Raw genomic sequence first — 19,633 nt, 5'->3', positions numbered from 1 at the left:
GTCATAATTCTGATATGTAATAAAATCACCTGCTTACAAAGTCACAGTTTTGGAGCTTGTAATTGTCTCTACGATGGTATACATATTAGTCACTTCGCCTACTGCCAAATCGGCCTTGAGCTGATAATAGTCAAGGCAGGTGCCGCATGACAAGAGGCTGACACCCCTTTCAGCCAGCGTTTTCAGCTGCTCCAGCACTGGTGAACCTTGCACAGTCAGCTTGACGCCACTATTGATAAACAATAGTGCTGCAGGCTGCGGCTGGGCCTCAAGCAGGGTGGTCATCAAGGCCTTCATCAGCACTGCACCCAACTCGATCGACCCATGGCCTAGTGTATTCTGCGTAATCAGGTAAACCTGGCGGCACGCCGCTGGAGCACTAGCAGCGGATTCATCGCTAACAGCTGCGCTCGGCTGATCTACCCCTTTGACAATGGTAATATAATGGTGCCCGGCCTTCTCTTCGACAGCAGCCCCGAATCCCTTTGATGCGGCAAATTTTACAACATTAGACTTAGCTACCTCGTTGTCAACAATGATGATAATCCGGTCTGCGGCAGCCTCTTCCACAGCTTTTTTGGTATTTATAACCGGCTGAGGGCAAACAAGCCCCCGGCAATCAACAATCTTATCTAACATATATTTCTCCCCTCCCAGCTGCCGCCACTTGTCCAATCAGGCTAGCCTCTGCCAGGCCTGCAGTCTTGAGGGCAGCAGTTAATGCGGCGCCCTGGCTTGCCGGCACGGCAAATAACAGCCCGCCTGAGGTTTGTGGATCAAAGCAGATATCTCGGATATTCTCTTGCACGGTTTGGGCAAAAGTAACTGTCTGTAAATAGTTGCGATTAGTGTAAGCACCGCCTGGCACCAACCCCATAGCAGCTGCCTCTGCAGCTTCCGTGAGCAGAGGCAATGCAGCACTATCAATAGTGATTGTCACTTTGCTGCCTGATGCCATTTCATAAATATGACCAAGCAGCCCGAACCCAGTAATATCTGTACAGGCATGTACAGTAAAGTCTGCAGCAATCCGGGCCGCAGTCGCATTAAGTGCCGCCATGCTGGCAGTTGCAGCGGCCACACCCTGAGGAAATAAATCAGCCCTTGCCGCTGATGCCAGAATACCAGTCCCCAGTGCTTTGGTTAATACCAGACAGTCTCCTGGCTGTGCCCCTGCGTTTGTCCAAATCTTGTCCGGGTGCGCAATGCCGGTGACAGATAATCCATACTTAGGTTCATCGTCATCAATGGTGTGGCCGCCGATAATCACAGCCCCCGCCTCACTCACCTTATCTTGGCCGCCTTGCAAGATCGCGAGCAAAGTCTCCCCTGGCAGCTTGCATTTGGGGAAAGTCACCAGATTAAGCGCAGTTAAAGGCGTAGCACCCATGGCATAAATATCACTCAAGCTGTTGGCAGCAGCGATTTGACCAAATAAATACGGATCATCAACAATGGGTGTGAAAAAATCCACAGTCTGCACTAAGGCAGTTGTTGCGTTTAGTTTATATACGCCAGCATCATCTGATGTAGTAATACCGACAAGCACATTGGGATGCTCTATTACCGGCAGCTTACTTAACACTTCAGCCAGGTCCCCTGGCCCTATTTTAGCTGCTCAGCCGCCGCGCTCTGTATATTCTGTAAGTTTTACCACAGGTAATGCGCCTCCTTTGCTAAAATCTTATACTATATTATACCCTTGATATATTATAACCTGCCGAGGCAAAATCCTCCTTCAATCCTAAAGAAGCCGAGGGATACTTTGTTTACACCAAAATCACTTATTCAAGTTTGCAGTTTTCGCCGCATTCTGCAGGGCAGGCACCAAGTCCCCCGTTGTAATCACATGGTTCCAAATGGATAATCACATCACAAGGAGCAAACTGAGCCTTTATCGAACATTCGATTTCATCACATACGGCATGGGCCTTGTCGAGATGCATATCTTTTTTCAGCACGATATGCATGTCAATCAGCCGAAAACTGCCTGATCGCCTGGTTCGCAGCTGATGAAAGGCAATAACAGCCGGATGCTGATGAACAATAGTTCTAATTTCTTCTTCTTCTGATTCAGGCAAAGTGACATCAGTCAGTTCATAGATGCTTTTCATCGTCATATTAAAACCGGCCTTAAACACGATGACAGCTACGGCAACAGCGATGAGCGGATCAAGCCAGTACAAACCCGTCAGCTTGATAACTCCCAGCCCAATAAATACACCTGCACTCGTCCATATGTCGGCCTTTAAGTGCAGTGCATCAGCCTCTAAGGCATGGGAACCAGTAAGACGTGCCACATAATACAGCTTATTCGATACCCAGTAGTTAACAGCCACTGACAAGGCCATTACTACTAGGCCATACTCCAGATATTCAGGAACATGCGGATTGTTGATCTTTTCTACCGACTCATAAACAATCCATAGTGCTGCCAATACAATGAGCACCGCTTCGAACGCCGCTGATAAATTCTCTATTTTACCATGACCATATGCGTGTTGATCATCAGGTGGTTTGCCCGATTTTTTTACAGCAATATAGGCTACCAGGGCGGCAATTAAGTCAACTGCAGAATGAGCAGCCTCCGAAATAATACTAACAGCCCCGGTAAATAGGCCAACAAATAACTTAAGCGCAACTAAGAGCGTATTCGATACTACCGACAATCGCGCTGTTTGCTGTTTTAGTTGATTATAATCAGTTGCCAAGCCGCTCCCCCCCATAATAAATAATAAGAAACCTGCGGGTCCTGTATAGGTCCCGCAGGTTTAACCTGCTGCTTGCGCTGCCCAGCTGCGCCGACAATGCCGGCCGCCTGTTCCTACGCTTATTATATTAGCACAGCAAATAAAATGTGTAAAATTTTATGAGGCGGTTAAGAAATTTTACCCGATCTGAGCAACGTGCTGCACCGTGTAGCCCAAGTCGGCTAACCGATCAGTCAGTGTCTTTACATCTTTAATGTCGGCGCGGATAACTACTTCATACTGGCCATCCTCGGCAGGGAAGCTAACAAAACTGCCAATACTGACACCTTGCTCTTTAAACACGCCGGAAATATCATTAATAACGCCCAAACGGTCAGGAACAAGCAGGCTGAGACGAGTCTTGCCCTGCGGCAGCCCCATAGCATCAACAAAGGCTTTAAATATGTCCGTTTCGGTCAGGATGCCGACAACAGCCTGATTAGCATCAACAACGATTAAACCACCGATTTTATTATTATACATTACGAGCGCAGCTTCTTCTACGGTGGCGTCTGCGCTGATTGTCAGTACCTTCTTGGTCATAATGTCTTTTACCTGCATTTTGGCCAAAAGGTAGTTGAGTTCGAATACCGACAAGGACGTTGCCGGCGACGCTGATACCTCTCTGAGATCCCGGTCTGTAACAATACCCACCAACTTGCCATTATCTACCACCGGCAGACGGCGGAACTTGTTACTCCTCATAATCTGCAGAGCGTCAACAACAGTCATGGCTGATGTAATGGTAGTAGGATTGGCTGTCATTCGTTTGGATACGATCATGCATTACACTCCCCTACATATAGATTCTCATATTGTATGTAAGATATGGGTATTGGGGCGGCTGTTAGCCGCCCAGATATGCTTTTCTAATCTCTTCGCTTGCAGCCAGTTCTTTAGCATCACCAGACAAGATAATGCGACCGGTCTCCAGCACATAGGCTTTATTTGCAATCGACAGCGCCATATGAGCATTTTGCTCAACCAAAAGAATGGTAGTGCCTGTCTGATTGATATCTTTAATAATCGAGAATATTTCCTTTACCAACAGCGGAGCCAAGCCCATTGAAGGCTCATCCAGGAGCAGGATACGCGGACGGCTCATCAGTGCTCGTCCCATAGCAAGCATCTGCTGTTCGCCACCTGACAGTGTACCAGAGAGCTGGCTGCGCCGTTCACCCAGACGCGGGAAACGCGAAAATACTTTATCCATATCCTCTTTGATCTCTTTAGTATCAGAACGAAGATATGCGCCTAATTCAAGGTTCTCAAGTACGGACATGTGGGCAAATACACGGCGTCCTTCAGGAACCTGCGAAATACCAAGTTTAACAATATTCTGTGCAGGCACGCCGGCAATATTTTGTCCCTCAAAAACGATTTGGCCTGTTTTAGGTTTTAGCAGACCGGAGATAGTCCGGAGTGTAGTGCTCTTACCAGCACCGTTAGCACCAATAAGCGTAACGATTTCACCCTGTTTTACCTCAACACTGATCCCTTTAAGGGCATGAATAGCACCATAATATACATTGATGTTATCAACTTTTAACATAACCATGATCTAAACCTCCTCACCGAGGTAGGCCTCGATTACCCGTGGATTATTTTTAATTTCTTGTGGAGTTCCGTGTGCAATGATGCTGCCATAATCAAGTACATAGATCCGCTCACAGACACCCATAACCAGGCTCATATCATGTTCAATCAGCAGGATTGTCAGGTTGAACTCCTTTTTTATCCAGCGGATCATTTCCATGAGCTGCTGCGTCTCTTGGGGATTCATCCCTGCTGCCGGTTCGTCTAGGAGCAGCAGTTTTGGTTGAGCTGCCAGTGCCCGGGCGATTTCCAGACGGCGCTGTTCACCATAAGGTAAGTTTTTGGCAATCTCATCTTTTTTATCTGCCAGTTGGAAGATTTCCAGAAAGCGAATGGCCTTCTCTTCAATTTCAGCTTCTTCAGAATGATAGCCGCCCACCCGGAAGAAGGATTCAAGCAAGCCGTATTTCACGTGAAAGTGATACGCAATTTTAACATTGTCAAGCACTGTAAGGTCGGCAAACAAGCGGATATTCTGGAATGTACGGGCAATACCGCGCTGAGTAATCTGGTAGGGTTTGAGGCCGACGACGCTTGTGCCGTCAAACTCAATTTGACCTTCAGTAGGCTCATATACACCGGTTAAAAGGTTGAATGCCGTGGTTTTACCGGCGCCGTTCGGACCGATAAGACCAACCAGCTCGCCAGGAGCAATGTCAATTTCGAAATTCGAGACCGCCCTAAGGCCGCCAAAGACTTTCGATAGCTTAGTTGCCTTGAGTAGAGCCATGTTTCTTACCTCCTGTCAAGCGGCCTAACATCTTCAGGCTTAATTCTTTATTGCCAAACAAGCCCTGCGGCCGGTACAACATCAAAACGATAAGCATTAGCGAGTAGATAATCATTCGCCACTCGGGATAGCCAGCCAGTGCCGCTGACACAAAGGTCAGTAAAACAGCTGCCGTGATGCTGCCAGAGATACTGCCGAGGCCCCCTAATACCACCATGGTCAAGATGTCGAATGACTTCATGAAAGTAAATGATGCGGGATGGGCTATATAAAAGTAGTGGGAAAACAGCGAACCGGCTACACCGGCGAAAGCCGCCCCGATAGTGAAGGCCAACACCTTATATTTTGTTGTATCAACCCCCATAGCTTCGGCGGCAATTTCGTTTTCACGAATAGAAATACACGCCCGGCCATGTGTTGAGTCAATAAAATTTTTAATAGCAAACACGGTAAACACCGTGATCGCAAACACCCAAGTAAAGTCAGTAAAGCGGGGAATACCCATAAACCCGGACGCACCGCCGACATAGGGAATGTTTAAAATACAAATCCGGATTATCTCGCCAAGCCCCAAAGTCGCAATGGCCAGATAATCGCCATTTAACCGCAAAGTCGGAAGGCCGATCGCAAAACCCAAAGACCCGGCAGCAAGCGCGCCGCCAAGAATAGCAGCAATAAACGGCAGCTGCATCTTGACCGTAAGCACGGCGCTTACATACGCACCGACAGCCATAAAGCCGGCATGACCAATAGAGAACTGGCCGGTAAAACCGTTAATAAGATTAAGGCTGACTGCCAGAATAATATTAATACCAATTAGGATAATGTTAAGCTGCCAGAAGGGGCCGATCACTTCGGCTAATATTAGGCCTTGAATAGTGGCGTAAGCTACTATACAGGCCACTATCCCCATAATATCTGTTTTAGTTTTTCCTCGTAAACTCATGGCCTGTCACCTACACTTTCTCCCGGATATTTTTACCCAAGAGACCAGTCGGTCTCCACAGCAAGATAATAATCAGTATCCCAAACGCTACTGCATCCCGGAAGGTTGAAGACCAGAAACCGCTGACTAACGCTTCAATGACTCCCAAAATAGTGCCGCCAAGCATGGCGCCGGGAATGCTGCCGATACCGCCTAGTACTGCAGCAACGAAGGCTTTGAGTCCTGGCATAATCCCCATCAGTGGGTCAATAGAGTTATAATAAACGCCAACAAGCACGCCGGCTGCGGCAGCCAGTGCTGATCCAATACCAAAGGTAAAGGAGATTACCCGGTCAACGTCAATACCCATAAGCCGGGCAGCATCTGTATCAAATGATACAGCACGCATAGCTTTGCCGATTTTGGTTTGGTGTACGACATAGGTCAGAATGACCATTAATAGCAGAGATACCACTAAGATAACAACTTGCTGGCTGTTAATCACCAGACCCCAGACATTATACACCTCGGCATTAAAAACCGCCGGAAAGGTACGCGGCTGAGGTGAAACCAACAGCATTCCGCCGTACTCTAAGAACAACGATACACCGATAGCCGTAATTAAGATAGCAATTTTGGGTGCGTTTCTCAGGGGACGATAGGCTGCTTTTTCGATAGCCATACCAATAGCAGCGGCAGCGGCCATAGAAAAAATCAACGCCGGAATAAACGAAAACTTAAATACCGATGTGGCAAAAAACCCTGCATAAGCGCCCACCATGTAAATGTCGCCATGGGCGAAATTGATCAGCCTGATTATACCGTAAACCATGGTATAACCCAGCGCAATGAGCGCATAAATGCTGCCCAGGGAAATACCATTAATTAATTGTTGTCCTAGCTGTACGATTAAGCTTGAGGAATCCAATGCGCTCTCCCCTCTCCATTTCAAAAAATATTATTATATGTTGAAGGGCCGGTTGGTCCGGATGGCCGGGATATGATTATCCCGGCCACAGGGGACGCAACGCACCCTTAATTAGGGATTTACCTTCTCTTTAAAGGTTTGCTTGCCGTCTTTCATTTCAATAATTACGGCACTCTTAACAGGGTCGTGGGTCGCATTAAAGGTAATTAAACCAGACACTGCCTGATAATCTTTAGTCTTGGCCAATTCATCCTTAATCTTGACAGGATCGGCACTGTTAGCCTTTTTCATGGCTTCAATAACCATCATCGTGGCGTCATAGGATAATGCAGCAAATGCATCAGGAGTCTGGCCGTATTCTTTCTTATAGGCCTCAACAAAGGTTTTTACTGCCGGGCTGTTGTCGTCAGGCGAATAGTGGTTGCTGAAAAAAGTGTTATTTAACGCCTGAGCACCGCCAATCTCGGGCAATTTAGCTGAATCCCAGCCGTCGCCGCCCATAATAGGAACATTAAGGCCAAGCTCACGGGCTTGCTTAACAATCATGCCAACCTCTTGATAGTAGCCAGGTACAAATATTACGTCAGGATTTTGGGCTTTAATTTTGGTTAGTGTGGCTTTGAAATCAGTGTCTTTAGCTAAATAAGCTTCGTTAGACACAATTTTGCCGCCATTTTTTTCAAAGGTTTCTTTAAAGAACTGACCTAAGCCTTTGGCATAGTCACTGGAGTTATCAATATATAGAGCAGCCGTTTTGGCTTTCAGCGATTTTTGGGCAAACGATGCCATTACCGATCCTTGGAACGGATCGATAAAGGCAGCACGGAAATTAAAATCACGAACCTTGCCAGTATTAGGATCAACAGTCACTTTAGGGTTAGAGGCTGTCGGGCTGATTGCAAGCACCTTGTTATCGGCATTAACTTGAGCCGCAGCAATAACACTAGAGGACGCAATCGGGGCAATAACTGCCACTACTTTATCTTGAGTTACAAGTTTTTGCATTGCATTAGCAGCCTCAGCTGCTTCGCTCTTATTATCAGCAACAACCAGGGTAAGCTGCTTACCCAGCACGCCGCCTTTTGCATTGACTTCTTTAATAGCTAGTTTAGCAGCATTTGTTGCCGACTGGCCAAAAGTAGCATTGCCGCCGGTCATCTCCAGGTTGGCACCAAGCTTGATTACATCTGCCTGCTGGCCGCCACTACCGCCGCAACCTGCAACAAGACCTGCAACCATGAGCATACTTACCATTACACTGACTAACTTAGTAAATCTTGTCTTCAACATGGTTTTCCCTCCCAAATAGTAAAAGTGGATACATGTGGTTCAAAACAGTATGTACAGAGTATCGCCCCGCCATGCATTGAGGCCAACCATCAAACAGACCCCCAGCCCCCAACTGTTGCTAGCACTCGTGTCCACTAACAACAAATACTTGTGTCTCATACAGTGTAATTATAGGGTCCTTGTCCATCTCTGTCAATACTTCCACCACAGTACATCTTACCTTTTGTCCATTTGGGAGATACATTGATGTGTTCTGTCTTAGTAAAAAGGGATAAGGCTTTTTGCCTTACCCCTTGCACGTCATTGTACGCCGGTAATATTTACTTCACTCTATCCACTTATCTTGCTATTAGGGATTAATTTTTTCCTTAAATACCTGTTTGCCATCTTTCATTTCAATTACGACCGCACTCTTAACAGGGTTGTGGTTAGCGTCCAGGGTCAGGATGCCGGTGCTTACTTGCAGATTCTTGGTTTGTTCCAGAGCATCGCGGATTTTAGCAGGATCTGCGCTGCCGGCACGTTTGATCGCGTCAATAATCATAATACCTGAGTCATAGCCAAGAGCGGCCAAAGCACTAGGTTCTTGGCCATATTCTTTTTTATAGGCCTCAACAAATTTCACAATATTAGGGTCTTTATCCTGCGAGGAATAGTGATTGCTGAAGAATCCGTTGTTAAGCGGAGCAGCACCGGCGATGTCCACCAGCTTGCTGTCATCCCAGCCATCAGTGCCTAACAGGGGTATGTTGATTCCAAGTTCACGGGCTTGTTTTACGATTTTGCCTACTTCTTCATAATAAGCAGGGATAAAGATTACTTCAGGATTAGTGGCCTTAATCTTGGTCAGGGTAGCTTTAAAGTCTGTGTCTTTCTGCAGGAAGCTTTCTTTAGCTACAACCTTGCCACCGGCTTGAGTAAAGGAAGCCTCAAAAACGTCAGCCAAACCTTTGGAATAGTCAGAACTGTTATCGATATAAATAGCAGCTGTTTTGGCTTTAACCGACTTGCTAGCAAAATCAGCCATTACCTTGCCTTGGAAAGGATCGATAAAGCAGGCGCGGAAAGCATAAGGCCGTACTTTACCATTATCAACAGTTACTTTAGGGTTAGTAGCGGTAGCAGTAAGTACCGGTACTTTATTATCTTGGGCTATTTGCAGGGTAGCCAGTACGTTAGAGCTGGATACCGGTCCTAGTACAGCAACAACTTTGTCTTGGGTAATCAGCTTGGTGATTGCATTAGCGGCTTCAGCTGGTTCAGATTTGTTGTCAGCTACAATAAATGTAAGCTGCTTACCAAGTACTCCACCTGCGGCATTGGCCTCTTTGAATGCTAACTTAATGCCATTAGCAGTTTGATTACCAAAGTTGGCAATACCACCGGTCATTTCATAGTTACCGCCGATTTTAATATCTTTGGATTCAGCAGGTTTTGATGACGTCGAACCGCCGCAACCTGCCACCAGACCGGCCAGCATAGTGAGCGCTACTGCTAAACTGATAAAGGTTAACCACTTTTTAGTCACTGTACATTCCCTCTTTTCTCCCAATTATTCATTCTCTTTATACACACAAGCAATGAGGCTAACAGCTGTCTGGGTCTCTGTTACATATAACGGAATAGTATTATGTATCGCCCCAACCAACTCCTTCCGGATTACAATGAGTTTGACTGCTGTGCAAACCACATGTACTTCAGCCACAGATATTTGTGTGCATTTGTCTATGGATATTATTATATTGGCAGCAATCTGACCTGTCAATACGTTTTTTTTGGTACGTGTAATTTTGATGTTTCCACGAAAAAGATTTTAGTTCCCGGCAAAAAAACATCTCTGCCAGTTGTCCTGCTGGCAGAGATGTTTTTTTTGGTGTTACCGGTAAAACTTAATAGGCTCAGCGTTTGTATCCATACTCCAGATGCCACAGGGGCAAATGCCGCTACAGATACCGCAGCCAATACATTTATTCGGGTCTGATGCGTATTCGGCGCCGGTTGCGCCGATTGTACGGGTAATGGCATTCTCAGGGCAAGACTTCAGACACATATGGCAATCACGGCACGTACCACAGCTGATACAGCGGGTATAGTCATTGTTTGCTTCAGGTAAATCACAGCTATGACATTTTTTGAAATAAGCTGTACTCATGCGCCCTGCCGGAATCTTTGTTTTCTGGTTAGCCGCATAGCTGCTGCTGTTTAGATATGCATGAGCAGCAAGCGCTGCTTCACGCCCAGCCCCGATGGCATCAACCAGTCGGCCAGGACGGATGGTGTCGCCAGCTGTAAAGATACCAGGGGCTACACTAAAGTCGCCAGCCGGCTTCAAACAGCCGCGGTCAAACTCAATTCCATCAGCGATAAAGCCGAGGTCAGGCGATTCACCAATAGAGATGATGATTGTATCACCTTTAATAAGCTGACCCTCTTGGGTAATAATGCCTTCTGCCGTAATCTCTTTGGTAGTCACTGGCCAGAGTATTTCACCACCCAAGTTTTTAACATGTGCCAGTTCGTGCTCAAAGGCTGCCGGGCGCTGCACGTCGATACAGGTTACCTGCTCGGCCCCCAGGCCGTAAGCACCCACGGCCACATCCATACCTGAGTTGCCACAGCCGATAACAATGACCCGCTTGCCAATGGCAGGGCGTTCACCCCGGTTGATGGCTTTGAGGAAATCTAAACCTTTGACAAGCTGCTCATGGCCAGGCCAAGGAATTACTTTTGTTATATGGGCACCAGTGGCTACTACTACAGCATCATGGCTGTCTTTGATGGCAGCAAATTTTTCTTTATCAACAGCAACGCCTGTTTTCAGGGTAACACCCATCTCAGCAATCCGCCTGATCTCGCGGGTGAGTGTTTCCTGCGGCAAGCGGGAACGGGGAATGACCTGCTCCATTTTGCCGCCAACCTTAGCGTCGGCTTCATATACTGTTACATCATGACCAAGCCGGGCTAACTGCCAGGCTGCCGTAAGACCGGCCGCACCGCCGCCGACAACTGCCACATGTTTACCTGTCTTTGCCTCAGCTTTAGGCAGTTCAGCCTCAGCCGAGTAGCTGCCCAGTCTGCCGATTTGGGCCGAGATATCAACTGTCTTCCGGGTACAGTCATCCATACAGAGGTTCGGACATACCGCACCACATACAGAACCGGGGAACGGTGTATATTCAAGCACCAAGCGGTAGGCCTCGTCGATCTTACCGTCCCGCAGCAAATTGAAGCGCTGTTGCGAGGGTATTGAGGCTGTGCAGTTAAATTCGCAAGGAGCACTGTATTTGGTGTTTTCCCAGACAGGCACACGACGGCGGTATTCACCTGTGGCAATCGCACCAATAACCGCGAAATCATCATCACATACATCGCCAAAGATACTGCCAGGCACCCAGGTACCAGTCCGGAAAGAATTAAGATTGGTATTGGCCTTTTTGGGACGTTCATCATAGGAAAGCGGCACTACTTTCTGCCACTGGCTCCAGTCAGTCAGCTGATTACGTATTTCAGTCCGGTCCACAGCAGTCAGGAAATCATCCATTTTGCCATCAAGATAAGCTATATCTTCGGCATTTAATGAAAGGATCTTAGTATCCTTTGCCGATATACCGCTGGCCTTGCCCCGGAAATAGACAATACCGCCAACCATACCGGTACAGGCACGGTCACCCAATACTGATTCAAACTTCTCACTATCATAGCCACACACGACAGCGATACCGCCGCCCATGAATTCAAAGGAAAAACTGCCGACATTTTTCAGCACCCAGAACTCTGGCGCGTCAAACAGCGGGTCATGCTTCATGAGTGAGCCTGAACGGGTTCCCGCCCGGCCACCAACATAGATCGAGCCTGCAGCTGCACAATGGGCGGTAGTATCACCACCATCGCCTTTAACAACAATCCGGCCGCCAGCGTTAAGCCAGCCGACATCGGCGGAGGCTGAGCCTTCGACGATAATTTCGGTTCCAGGCAGGCACATAGAGCCCACACGCTGACCGGCATTTTTTACAAAAAATTTAAGTGTCTTACCTTCAGGATGCCAAAGCGGACCGCCAATATCATGCTGACCTGAGGCTTCGATATAAAACTCTGTCTCGCCCTCAGCCAACGCCGCATTTACGCTTTCTAAGAGGTCTTGCGTTGACATCCGGTTGTTGCCGTCAATGGTATTTATTTTAAACATGCGCATTTCCTCCTAGCATACGTATTGAATGGCCAGCTTATCAGCAATGGCTTTATCTGTAGTAACCAGAGCGTCAGAACGTCCAACAGGCAATGAGCTGTTGCCGACAGGCGCCATAAGTTTTTTGAGTTCACTGTCTAATGCCAGCATATAATCTACAATGTTTTGTGCTGCTTTATCAATATCCAGACGCTTAACCAGACGAGGATTCTGGGTACAGATTCCTGCCGGGCAATTACCGGTGTTACATGCATTACAGCGTCCATGCTCGTTACCTACGCAGCCACACAGTTGGATGAGCATTTTTCCAAGGAAAACACCGTTGGCGCCGAGACAGATTAATTTGAACGCATCGGCAGCTGCATTACCGGTCAGACCAACACCACCACCTGCCCAAAGCGGGATTTGACCTTGGCGTCCTTGCTTAACAGCAGCCAGATAGCACTCGCGGGTTTTAGATACTACCGGGTGGCCGGTATGGTCAAGTGACACTTCATTGGCTGCGCCGGTGCCGCCTTGAATCCCGTCAAGGAAAAAGCCACCGCAGATTTTGTATGGGTCTCGGAGGAGGTTGTTATAGACCGCGATCGAGGTGGCCGAAGCCGCACACTTAATGGCAACAGGCACGCGGAATTTAAAGGCAGCGTTCATTGACATGAACATTTTCTGTACAGACTCTTCGATTGAGTACAGCCCCTGATGGTTCGGGGGAGATAGCAGGTCGGCTTTGGGTACACCCCGGATGGCCTGAACAGGTTTAGATACTTTGGCTGCCGGCAACAGTCCTCCGTCACCAGGCTTAGCACCTTGACCGATTTTGATAAGAATACCGGCCGGGTCAGACTTCATGTATGGCATAGCCTGAACAATACGATTCCAGCCAAAATGCCCTGAGGCTATCTGCAAAATCATATATTTTAAATAATCGGACTGCAGCAGCTTTTTGGGCATACCACCCTCGCCAGAGCACATCCTTACTGGCATCTTATGTTTTTCATTAAGATACGCAGTAGCTAAGGCCACAGCTTCCCAGGCGCGGGTGGAGAGTGCACCGATCGACATATCACTAAAGATAACCGGATAAATCCAGTTAACTGGCGGTGTATGAGCATTCAATTTAAGCTCGTTCCCGTCAGAGGTAAGCGGCAGCTCATGTGGCAGCAGGACACGCCCAAACGGGGCTAAGATATCAAAGGTGTGGCGTTCTGAGTCTAACGCCGGGTCAGTCATCTGCGAGATACGCCCAACGACAATTTTATCCAGGGTTCGTTCGCTGCCGATGAGGTTATTACGGCCACCGCGTTTTACCGTAGCGCCGCCACTCCTATTTAAATAGTTTACCCGCGAATCAATATTGCGCACTGGCTTAATGGCATTATTAGGGCAGACCTTTTCACACATGCCACAGCCTACACAGGCGTTTGCCACTGACGCTTTTTGTTTAATCACAGGTGTGGCCAAATGGCGCTGACTAGGCTCAGGCTGGTGTCCTGTTGATACAGTCACCGACCGCCTTTCCATCGCCGGTTCAATGGCATCGAAGGTACACGCGGCTACACAGCTGCCGCACATAGTACAGCGCTCGCTTGTATACTGTATTTTCCACGGCAGGTCATTGACACTGACGTCTTGTACTCTTACTGTTTCCATCGTTCTACCTCCAGTTCCGGGGTAATGACCACAACTTCCCGTTCGTTGGGATATATATCAAGTTCCTGATTGCGATTAGGCATAATCTGGTTAAGACCGCAGACCTCTGACGATATGGCAATAGTTGTACCGTCGGTACCTACGACAACAGGCCGCAGCTTCTTCGAATCACAGCAGGTCATCATCCGGCCGTCAGGCAGCATGGCAATAATCGTATTCGGCCCGTTTATCTCAAGATGGCCGAGCGACTGGCGAATAGCTGTCAGTTCTCGATGGTCTGCCCTTTTAGAAATTTCATCAAACGCCAACGGCGTAATGACATGCTTGTAATATTTTATCGGCCATTTGAGCACGTTAAGAACATAGTGCAAAGTATAAAGGAAGTTTTGTGAGTCTGATTCAAAACCAATATAGCCACGATGCAGCGATTTTTGGTATTCCTTGTTTTTGGTATAGAAGGTATTCTCACCATTCGCACACAGGGTATAACCCTGGAGAAAGAATGGATGAGCCGCATAGCGAACGATTTCGTAGTTAGTATTCTGCCGGCACTGAACGACAACATTTTTAGCCATCAGTTCGCCGGTATTGTCCCATAGTTTAAAGTAAACAGCAATATCGCGAGGATCACCAATTTCTTTCAGTGTCAACACATCTGGCCAGAAAGAATAGACATACCCCTGGTCCTCATTCTCTAACAGCACCCGCAGGGCTAACCGTGTGTCTAATAGTAATTGTTCTTTAGCATCCTGGGTAGCAGTACGGTAGTACTCAGGATAATCATATGCGCGGAAGATATAGTAGGGCATGGCCTTAATATCCAATCCTGGCTGGCGGACACCCCTGGGAATCCATTCATGCACTGGGGTGAAGTTATTGGTCTCCATAAAATGTTCGACCATGGCTGCACCCTTTTGCGTACAGGCCATCGACAATAGCGGTTTATCCTTATATTTGGCAAAAACCCCATCAAGGTCTTGCATGGTCATTGCGAAACCCGAGTTGTCATGTCCCTCCTGCTGGGGCAGCATCAAATGAAGCGCCAGCGACGGATGAAATGCGACTTTGCTTTTTATAGCTCCTATTCTACACATACTACTCTCCCACCCTCTTCTACAAATTCAAACAAAAAAAGACCTGGCGAAGATACCCTGTCTCTGGGACCTCCCGCCGGGTCTTTTATACCCACGGTGTAGTGCTGTGCCACGCTGCACCTGTGCCGCTTGGTCCAGACCGCTGTAACAGCGCGGAACCCTAGGCACACTCCCTCAAAACATATGTACATCTCAAAAATACCGCGATGTACATTGTTTGTTTTGAGTTTAATTATAGAAACGAATTGTTATACTGTCAATATGCATCTTTAAAGTAAGTTTATTCTGACAAATCTAGTACTTTTCTGGTCGGACGGCGTACATCACCATCTCTCACTGTATATTTATGCATGTCAAGATACTCCATGAGCGGCAGGGCAATTTTGCGCGAAGTGTTCAGTATGTCTCGCAGTTCTGCCACTGTTAGTGTCTCATTTTCCTTAAAATATCGGTGAATAAGCTGTACAATGTACTGAATTGTTTTGCTGTATACAAAAATATCACTGACCTTTACCAGCACTCCAGCCCGCACAAGTGCGTCATGTGTGACCTTGGCTTTGTCTGGTGGAAGATTTAATTTTTGCGATAATAGCGTCAGATCAACACTTGCTAATCCAACATCCTCCAGCGCGATGGAGGCTTTATCGACAATATCCTGTTTCCAGCCGCCATGCTTGTCAGCATGGCTTTTTAACGCAAGTTCGCCACCATTAGTAATCAGCACGCCACCAGCCAGCCACTCAGCAAGGATGATCTCAAAACTTTTTTCGTCAAGCGCCAATTTTTGCCTGGCTATTTCTTTGGATAAACCGCTTCGCTCAGGCTGTGCTTTGTGATAATCCTTCAGCATACCTTTAATGGTCAGGGTAAGTTTTTCAAACATTACTGTTGCTAGATACACCCCGTCCAAACACTGCAATTTTTTGTCTGTAGTCAGCTTATTGACCATCCTATCAACAGTTTTTTCTGGAAGATATCCACTTTGCTGCCTGATTTCTTCCCTTGTCAGGAGTTTACGACTCTCAGCCACGCGGTGATAAAGGGCGGCTGATTGATCTGACTTGGTAAACGCTTCAGCAAGCCCCTTCCGGTCGCTTGTTAGCCGCCTGGTGGCACGTCCAGGGGCTATTAGCGTGATGCCTCCTAAGAGGTGCTGCGGCGAATAGAGCCTAATAATGCCCCTGTCACCGGCACCTGCTGCCAACGGTTGTTCCAGGATAAGCCGCATCGTTTGATGTGAAGCCTCTTTAAAGGCATACATCCTGCCGAGAAACTCACCGGTGCCCAGATGCAGCCGGACGCGTACGCCACTGTCTATTTCCTGCTGCCAATCAGCTACCACATCCCAGATCTGGCTGACCTCTCCACGGCAAACCGCACTAAGCGCCATACCACGGGAGATTTCCTCCATTTCAAGTCCTGCCAGATTGATAGCTGCCCGCTGACCGGCAATTACCTCATTTACCTTATCGCCATGCCACTCTAGACCACGAACGCGGACAATCGTGCCTGCAGGCTGCAGCCTGCAGGTATCGCCAACCTTAATCTGTCCGCTTAACACTGAACCGGTAACTACAATACCATAGCCTTTGATGGTAAATACTCTGTCAATCCAAAGCCTGAAGGGTGCATTACTGTCTCTGACAGGCAGTGTATCGGCCAATTCTTTCATTGTTTTTCTAAGTTCTTCTATGCCTGCCCCTGTTTGCGCTGATACCCGGCAAAACGGCGCATCTTTTAAGAACGTATGGCTGACAAACTCTCTTATTTCACCTTCCACAAGCTCCAGCCACTCGTCATCTGCTTTGTCAATTTTATTAATAATAACTAACCCATGCTTAATTCCGTACAATTCAAGCATGGCCAAATGTTCTCTGGTCTGGGGCATAACCCCCTCATCAGCCGCTATCACCAGCATAGCCAAGTCAATACCACCGGTTCCAGCCAGCATATTCTTTAAAAAACGTTCATGTCCTGGTACATCAACAATCCCAGCAACAAGCTGTTCCCCTAGCGGCAGAGAGGCGAATCCTAAGTCTATCGATATTCCGCGCAGCTTCTCCTCTTTTAGCCGGTCCGTATCTGTCCCTGTCAACGCCTTGATAATGGCCGACTTGCCATGATCAACATGGCCTGCTGTCCCAATTATAATATATTTCATTAATCAGAGCCTCCGTATATCTGAGCAGCGGCTTTAAGCCAACATCCCTGCTTCGTTCTGGTTAAGAGATCGCACAAAGAACTGCAGCGATTTCCGATAAATCCGCCTCGACTAAACAGCGCACATCGAAGATCACCCGATCGTCTTGTATGCGGGCAACAATCGGAACCAGCTGTTGCCTGAGACAGCTTTCTAACTTACTGGCACTCATACCAGCAAGACTAACTGCCACACCGTAGCCTGGCAACACAGCAGCAGGCAATGCTCCCCCTCCTGCCGGGGAGTTTAGTGCCACAATCTCGGCTGCTAGACCCGCACGACCATATTGAGTTATTAACTCCAAAAGCAGGTTAGCCTGTTTTTTTAGCTCCGCTTCAGTCCTATTTAGCATTGCTAGTACCGGAATATTGCTGCAGGGATCGCCCAATATATACTCTAGCAGGGTTCCCTCAAGGGCAGCTAATGACAGTTTGTCGATCCGAATTGCTCTGAGCAGCGGGTGCTTTTTCATCATAGCAACGAACTTAGCTTTACCGGCAATAATGCCAGCTTGTCCAGCTCCTAGAAGCTTGTCGCCACTAAAGGTAATAATATCAAAGCCCAAGGCAAGCCGTTCTGTAACTGCTGGCTCTGTTTGACCGCCTACAGTCAGCGGCATAAGCGTACCACTTCCTAAGTCTTCAATAACCGGTAGATTGTGCTTATGGGCTAATGCTGCAAGCTCTGCTCCGTCCGGCTGTGATGTAAACCCGATAAGGCAATAGTTGCTGGTATGAACTTTTAAAATAGCAGCAGTGTTTGGGGTAATGGCCTGTTCATAGTCATACAGATGTGTCTTATTGGTTGTCCCAACCTCGACAAGGGTAGCACCACTTTGCTTGAGCACATCAGGGATGCGGAAAGACCCGCCGATTTCTACAAGTTCGCCGCGACTAACAATGACCTCTCGACCCTTAGCTAAGGCTGATAATACTAACAACACTGCTGCCGCGTTATTGTTAACAACAAGTACATCTTCGGCTCCTGTCAGTTGGCGTAATGACTCAGATACATGGGCATACCGGCTGCCACGTGCTCCTAAATCCACATTGTATTCAAGTGTACTGTACCCTTCCATAATATCGGCTACACTAGCTCTTGCCCTGCTGCCCAGCGGTGCCCGCCCTAAATTGGTATGCAGCACGACACCGGTAGCATTGATCAATCGCCGTAAACTTAAGCGTGTCTGCTTATCAAGTAGATATTTGGCACTTGCAACAAGAGCCTCAGGGCTGACCTCTGCATCATCCCCTTGCATTAGTACCGCCCGTGCATTATCAGTCACTTTGCGCAAGCACGCAATAACCAAGTCTCGAGGATAGCTATTTAGCTCAGGCTCAGCAGCTACAACAGTCAGCAGCCTGTCAATAGCAGGTATTAACCGCAGCTTGTTATTATCGGCACCCATCTATCATTTTGCCTCCCTATCTTAGCCTCTATTATATCTATTGTTAAATATTTCATATATTATTCCTGTTACCTGATGAAATTTCCTCCCTTTATGCATAGATTGCTCTGGATTTACACATAATGGTATTAAAAATATCTCACAGGAGTTTTGGTATGTTAAATAATATCCTTAATTTTCCAGGGTTGAGTAGGTTGTCCCCAGTTAAATCACCACCCGCCCCCGAACCGGCGCGTGAGTCTAAGTTTAATATTAATCAACCTGGCGCTGTGTACGATTTGGCAATGTCAGTTCGTAATCTGGTTCAAGGTGCCAAGTCAGACGGTCACGAACTTGTGGTGTTATGCATCGGTACTGATCGCTCTACCGGTGATTCTCTGGGCCCGCTGACAGGAAGTAAGCTCAAAACACTTAATCTGTTTCCACATATTTACGGCACCCTTGACGACCCAGTGCATGCTACCAACCTTGAAACCATGCTCAAATCAATTAATACGACGTTCGGTCACCCTTTCGTCATTGCCGTCGATGCCTGCTTGGGCAAACTTGAAAACGTTGGCTGTGTTACCTTAGGTCATGGGTCAGTCAAGCCTGGCGCTGCGGTTAACAAAGACCTGCCGCCTGTTGGCAATGCCTATATCACCGGCATTGTCAATGTCGGTGGATTTATGGAGCATCTGGTGTTGCAGAGTACCCGCCTCAACCTTGTAATGAAAATGGCTGACATCATTGCCCATGGTTTATCTTTTGGTCTAGGACGGCCTCAAAGTCATTCAAAATAGCCCCTTGTAAGTATAAAGAAAACACGGCTTGCGCCGAGCCTTACGAAAGCGGAAGCCGATGTTGCCCTTATCCAGGAGGAAAGTTAACCTTTCT

At 47.5% G+C, this 19,633-nt stretch carries 17 protein-coding genes and 1 riboswitch; of the genes, 1 reads left to right on the top strand and 16 read right to left on the bottom strand.

Features of this window, described 5'->3' with window-relative positions:
- Positions 1-33: 33 nt before the first annotated feature.
- The 16 genes from yedF to selA all read right to left on the bottom strand — a co-directional run bounded on the left by yedF (position 34) and on the right by selA (position 18,757).
- Positions 34-639: a sulfurtransferase-like selenium metabolism protein YedF gene (gene yedF, locus B9A22_RS14985; protein ID WP_084576721.1), complete on the bottom strand. Its 606-nt coding sequence runs from the start codon at positions 637-639 to the stop codon at positions 34-36.
- Complete coding sequence (selD, locus tag B9A22_RS14980; RefSeq protein ID WP_084576719.1) at positions 629-1,657, bottom strand: selenide, water dikinase SelD; 1,029 nt, start codon at positions 1,655-1,657, stop codon at positions 629-631. The genes yedF and selD overlap by 11 nt, the downstream gene beginning before the upstream one ends.
- 127 nt (positions 1,658-1,784) lie before the next feature.
- Complete coding sequence (locus tag B9A22_RS14975; RefSeq protein ID WP_245824001.1) at positions 1,785-2,711, bottom strand: cation diffusion facilitator family transporter; 927 nt, start codon at positions 2,709-2,711, stop codon at positions 1,785-1,787.
- A 45-nt stretch (positions 2,712-2,756) separates the two neighbouring features.
- Positions 2,757-2,836: riboswitch (NiCo riboswitch) on the bottom strand.
- Between the two features lie 52 nt (positions 2,837-2,888).
- Positions 2,889-3,533, bottom strand: a complete 645-nt coding sequence (locus B9A22_RS14970) for a CBS domain-containing protein (protein WP_084576715.1) — start codon at positions 3,531-3,533, stop codon at positions 2,889-2,891.
- A gap of 64 nt (positions 3,534-3,597) precedes the next feature.
- The gene (locus B9A22_RS14965) at positions 3,598-4,302 is read right to left on the bottom strand and encodes an ABC transporter ATP-binding protein (RefSeq protein WP_084576830.1); all 705 of its coding nucleotides are present in this window, start codon (positions 4,300-4,302) and stop codon (positions 3,598-3,600) included.
- Between the two features lie 9 nt (positions 4,303-4,311).
- Positions 4,312-5,076 carry an ABC transporter ATP-binding protein gene (locus tag B9A22_RS14960; protein ID WP_084576713.1) on the bottom strand — a complete coding sequence of 255 codons (765 nt, stop codon included), beginning with the start codon at positions 5,074-5,076 and terminating at the stop codon, positions 4,312-4,314.
- Positions 5,054-6,022, bottom strand: a complete 969-nt coding sequence (locus B9A22_RS14955; RefSeq protein WP_084576711.1) for a branched-chain amino acid ABC transporter permease — start codon at positions 6,020-6,022, stop codon at positions 5,054-5,056. Before B9A22_RS14955 ends, B9A22_RS14960 begins: the two co-directional genes overlap by 23 nt.
- 10 nt (positions 6,023-6,032) lie before the next feature.
- Complete coding sequence (locus B9A22_RS14950; RefSeq protein WP_084576709.1) at positions 6,033-6,929, bottom strand: branched-chain amino acid ABC transporter permease; 897 nt, start codon at positions 6,927-6,929, stop codon at positions 6,033-6,035.
- Positions 6,930-7,040: 111 nt separating this feature from the next.
- The gene (locus tag B9A22_RS14945; RefSeq protein WP_084576707.1) at positions 7,041-8,219 is read right to left on the bottom strand and encodes an ABC transporter substrate-binding protein; all 1,179 of its coding nucleotides are present in this window, start codon (positions 8,217-8,219) and stop codon (positions 7,041-7,043) included.
- 349 nt (positions 8,220-8,568) lie between these two features.
- Positions 8,569-9,699: an ABC transporter substrate-binding protein gene (locus tag B9A22_RS14940; protein ID WP_371361043.1), complete on the bottom strand. Its 1,131-nt coding sequence runs from the start codon at positions 9,697-9,699 to the stop codon at positions 8,569-8,571.
- 72 nt (positions 9,700-9,771) lie between these two features.
- Complete coding sequence (locus B9A22_RS25495) at positions 9,772-9,924, bottom strand: hypothetical protein (RefSeq protein WP_176215537.1); 153 nt, start codon at positions 9,922-9,924, stop codon at positions 9,772-9,774.
- A 171-nt stretch (positions 9,925-10,095) separates the two neighbouring features.
- On the bottom strand, positions 10,096-12,405 hold the full coding sequence (locus B9A22_RS14935; RefSeq protein WP_084576703.1) for an FAD-dependent oxidoreductase: 2,310 nt from the start codon (positions 12,403-12,405) through the stop codon (positions 10,096-10,098).
- Between the two features lie 12 nt (positions 12,406-12,417).
- The gene (locus B9A22_RS14930) at positions 12,418-14,055 is read right to left on the bottom strand and encodes a glutamate synthase-related protein (protein ID WP_084576701.1); all 1,638 of its coding nucleotides are present in this window, start codon (positions 14,053-14,055) and stop codon (positions 12,418-12,420) included.
- The gene (locus B9A22_RS14925) at positions 14,043-15,149 is read right to left on the bottom strand and encodes a class II glutamine amidotransferase domain-containing protein (protein WP_084576699.1); all 1,107 of its coding nucleotides are present in this window, start codon (positions 15,147-15,149) and stop codon (positions 14,043-14,045) included. Before B9A22_RS14925 ends, B9A22_RS14930 begins: the two co-directional genes overlap by 13 nt.
- Positions 15,150-15,429: 280 nt before the next feature.
- Complete coding sequence (selB, locus tag B9A22_RS14920) at positions 15,430-17,310, bottom strand: selenocysteine-specific translation elongation factor (protein WP_084576697.1); 1,881 nt, start codon at positions 17,308-17,310, stop codon at positions 15,430-15,432.
- Positions 17,311-17,371: 61 nt separating this feature from the next.
- Positions 17,372-18,757, bottom strand: a complete 1,386-nt coding sequence (selA, locus tag B9A22_RS14915) for an L-seryl-tRNA(Sec) selenium transferase (protein WP_084576695.1) — start codon at positions 18,755-18,757, stop codon at positions 17,372-17,374.
- Positions 18,758-18,912: 155 nt separating this feature from the next.
- Here selA and yyaC point away from each other — a divergent pair, with 155 nt between their 5' ends.
- Positions 18,913-19,539 carry a spore protease YyaC gene (gene yyaC, locus B9A22_RS14910; RefSeq protein ID WP_084576694.1) on the top strand — a complete coding sequence of 209 codons (627 nt, stop codon included), beginning with the start codon at positions 18,913-18,915 and terminating at the stop codon, positions 19,537-19,539.
- Positions 19,540-19,633: the final 94 nt, after the last annotated feature.

Origin of the sequence: Sporomusa malonica (assembly GCF_900176355.1) — a bacterium.
Lineage (GTDB): Bacteria > Bacillota > Negativicutes > Sporomusales > Sporomusaceae > Sporomusa > Sporomusa malonica.
Note: the sequence above shows the minus strand (reverse complement) of the source record. Positions and strands in the feature narration are given on the sequence as shown.

Bases quoted from the DNA above. Each gene is read 5' to 3' on its own strand.
- B9A22_RS14945 (WP_084576707.1), bottom strand. From the start codon at position 8,219: ATGTTGAAGACAAGATTTACTAAGTTAGTCAGTGTAATGGTAAGTATG.
- B9A22_RS14935 (WP_084576703.1), bottom strand. From the start codon at position 12,405: ATGTTTAAAATAAATACCATTGACGGCAACAACCGGATGTCAACGCAA.
- yedF (WP_084576721.1), bottom strand. From the start codon at position 639: ATGTTAGATAAGATTGTTGATTGCCGGGGGCTTGTTTGCCCTCAGCCG.
- B9A22_RS14940 (WP_371361043.1), bottom strand. From the start codon at position 9,699: ATGCTGGCCGGTCTGGTGGCAGGTTGCGGCGGTTCGACGTCATCAAAA.
- B9A22_RS14965 (WP_084576830.1), bottom strand. From the start codon at position 4,302: ATGTTAAAAGTTGATAACATCAATGTATATTATGGTGCTATTCATGCC.
- B9A22_RS14970 (WP_084576715.1), bottom strand. From the start codon at position 3,533: ATGATCGTATCCAAACGAATGACAGCCAATCCTACTACCATTACATCA.
- B9A22_RS14930 (WP_084576701.1), bottom strand. From the start codon at position 14,055: ATGGAAACAGTAAGAGTACAAGACGTCAGTGTCAATGACCTGCCGTGG.
- B9A22_RS14960 (WP_084576713.1), bottom strand. From the start codon at position 5,076: ATGGCTCTACTCAAGGCAACTAAGCTATCGAAAGTCTTTGGCGGCCTT.
- selA (WP_084576695.1), bottom strand. From the start codon at position 18,757: ATGGGTGCCGATAATAACAAGCTGCGGTTAATACCTGCTATTGACAGG.
- yyaC (WP_084576694.1), top strand. From the start codon at position 18,913: ATGTTAAATAATATCCTTAATTTTCCAGGGTTGAGTAGGTTGTCCCCA.
- selB (WP_084576697.1), bottom strand. From the start codon at position 17,310: ATGAAATATATTATAATTGGGACAGCAGGCCATGTTGATCATGGCAAG.
- B9A22_RS14955 (WP_084576711.1), bottom strand. From the start codon at position 6,022: ATGAGTTTACGAGGAAAAACTAAAACAGATATTATGGGGATAGTGGCC.
- B9A22_RS14925 (WP_084576699.1), bottom strand. From the start codon at position 15,149: ATGTGTAGAATAGGAGCTATAAAAAGCAAAGTCGCATTTCATCCGTCG.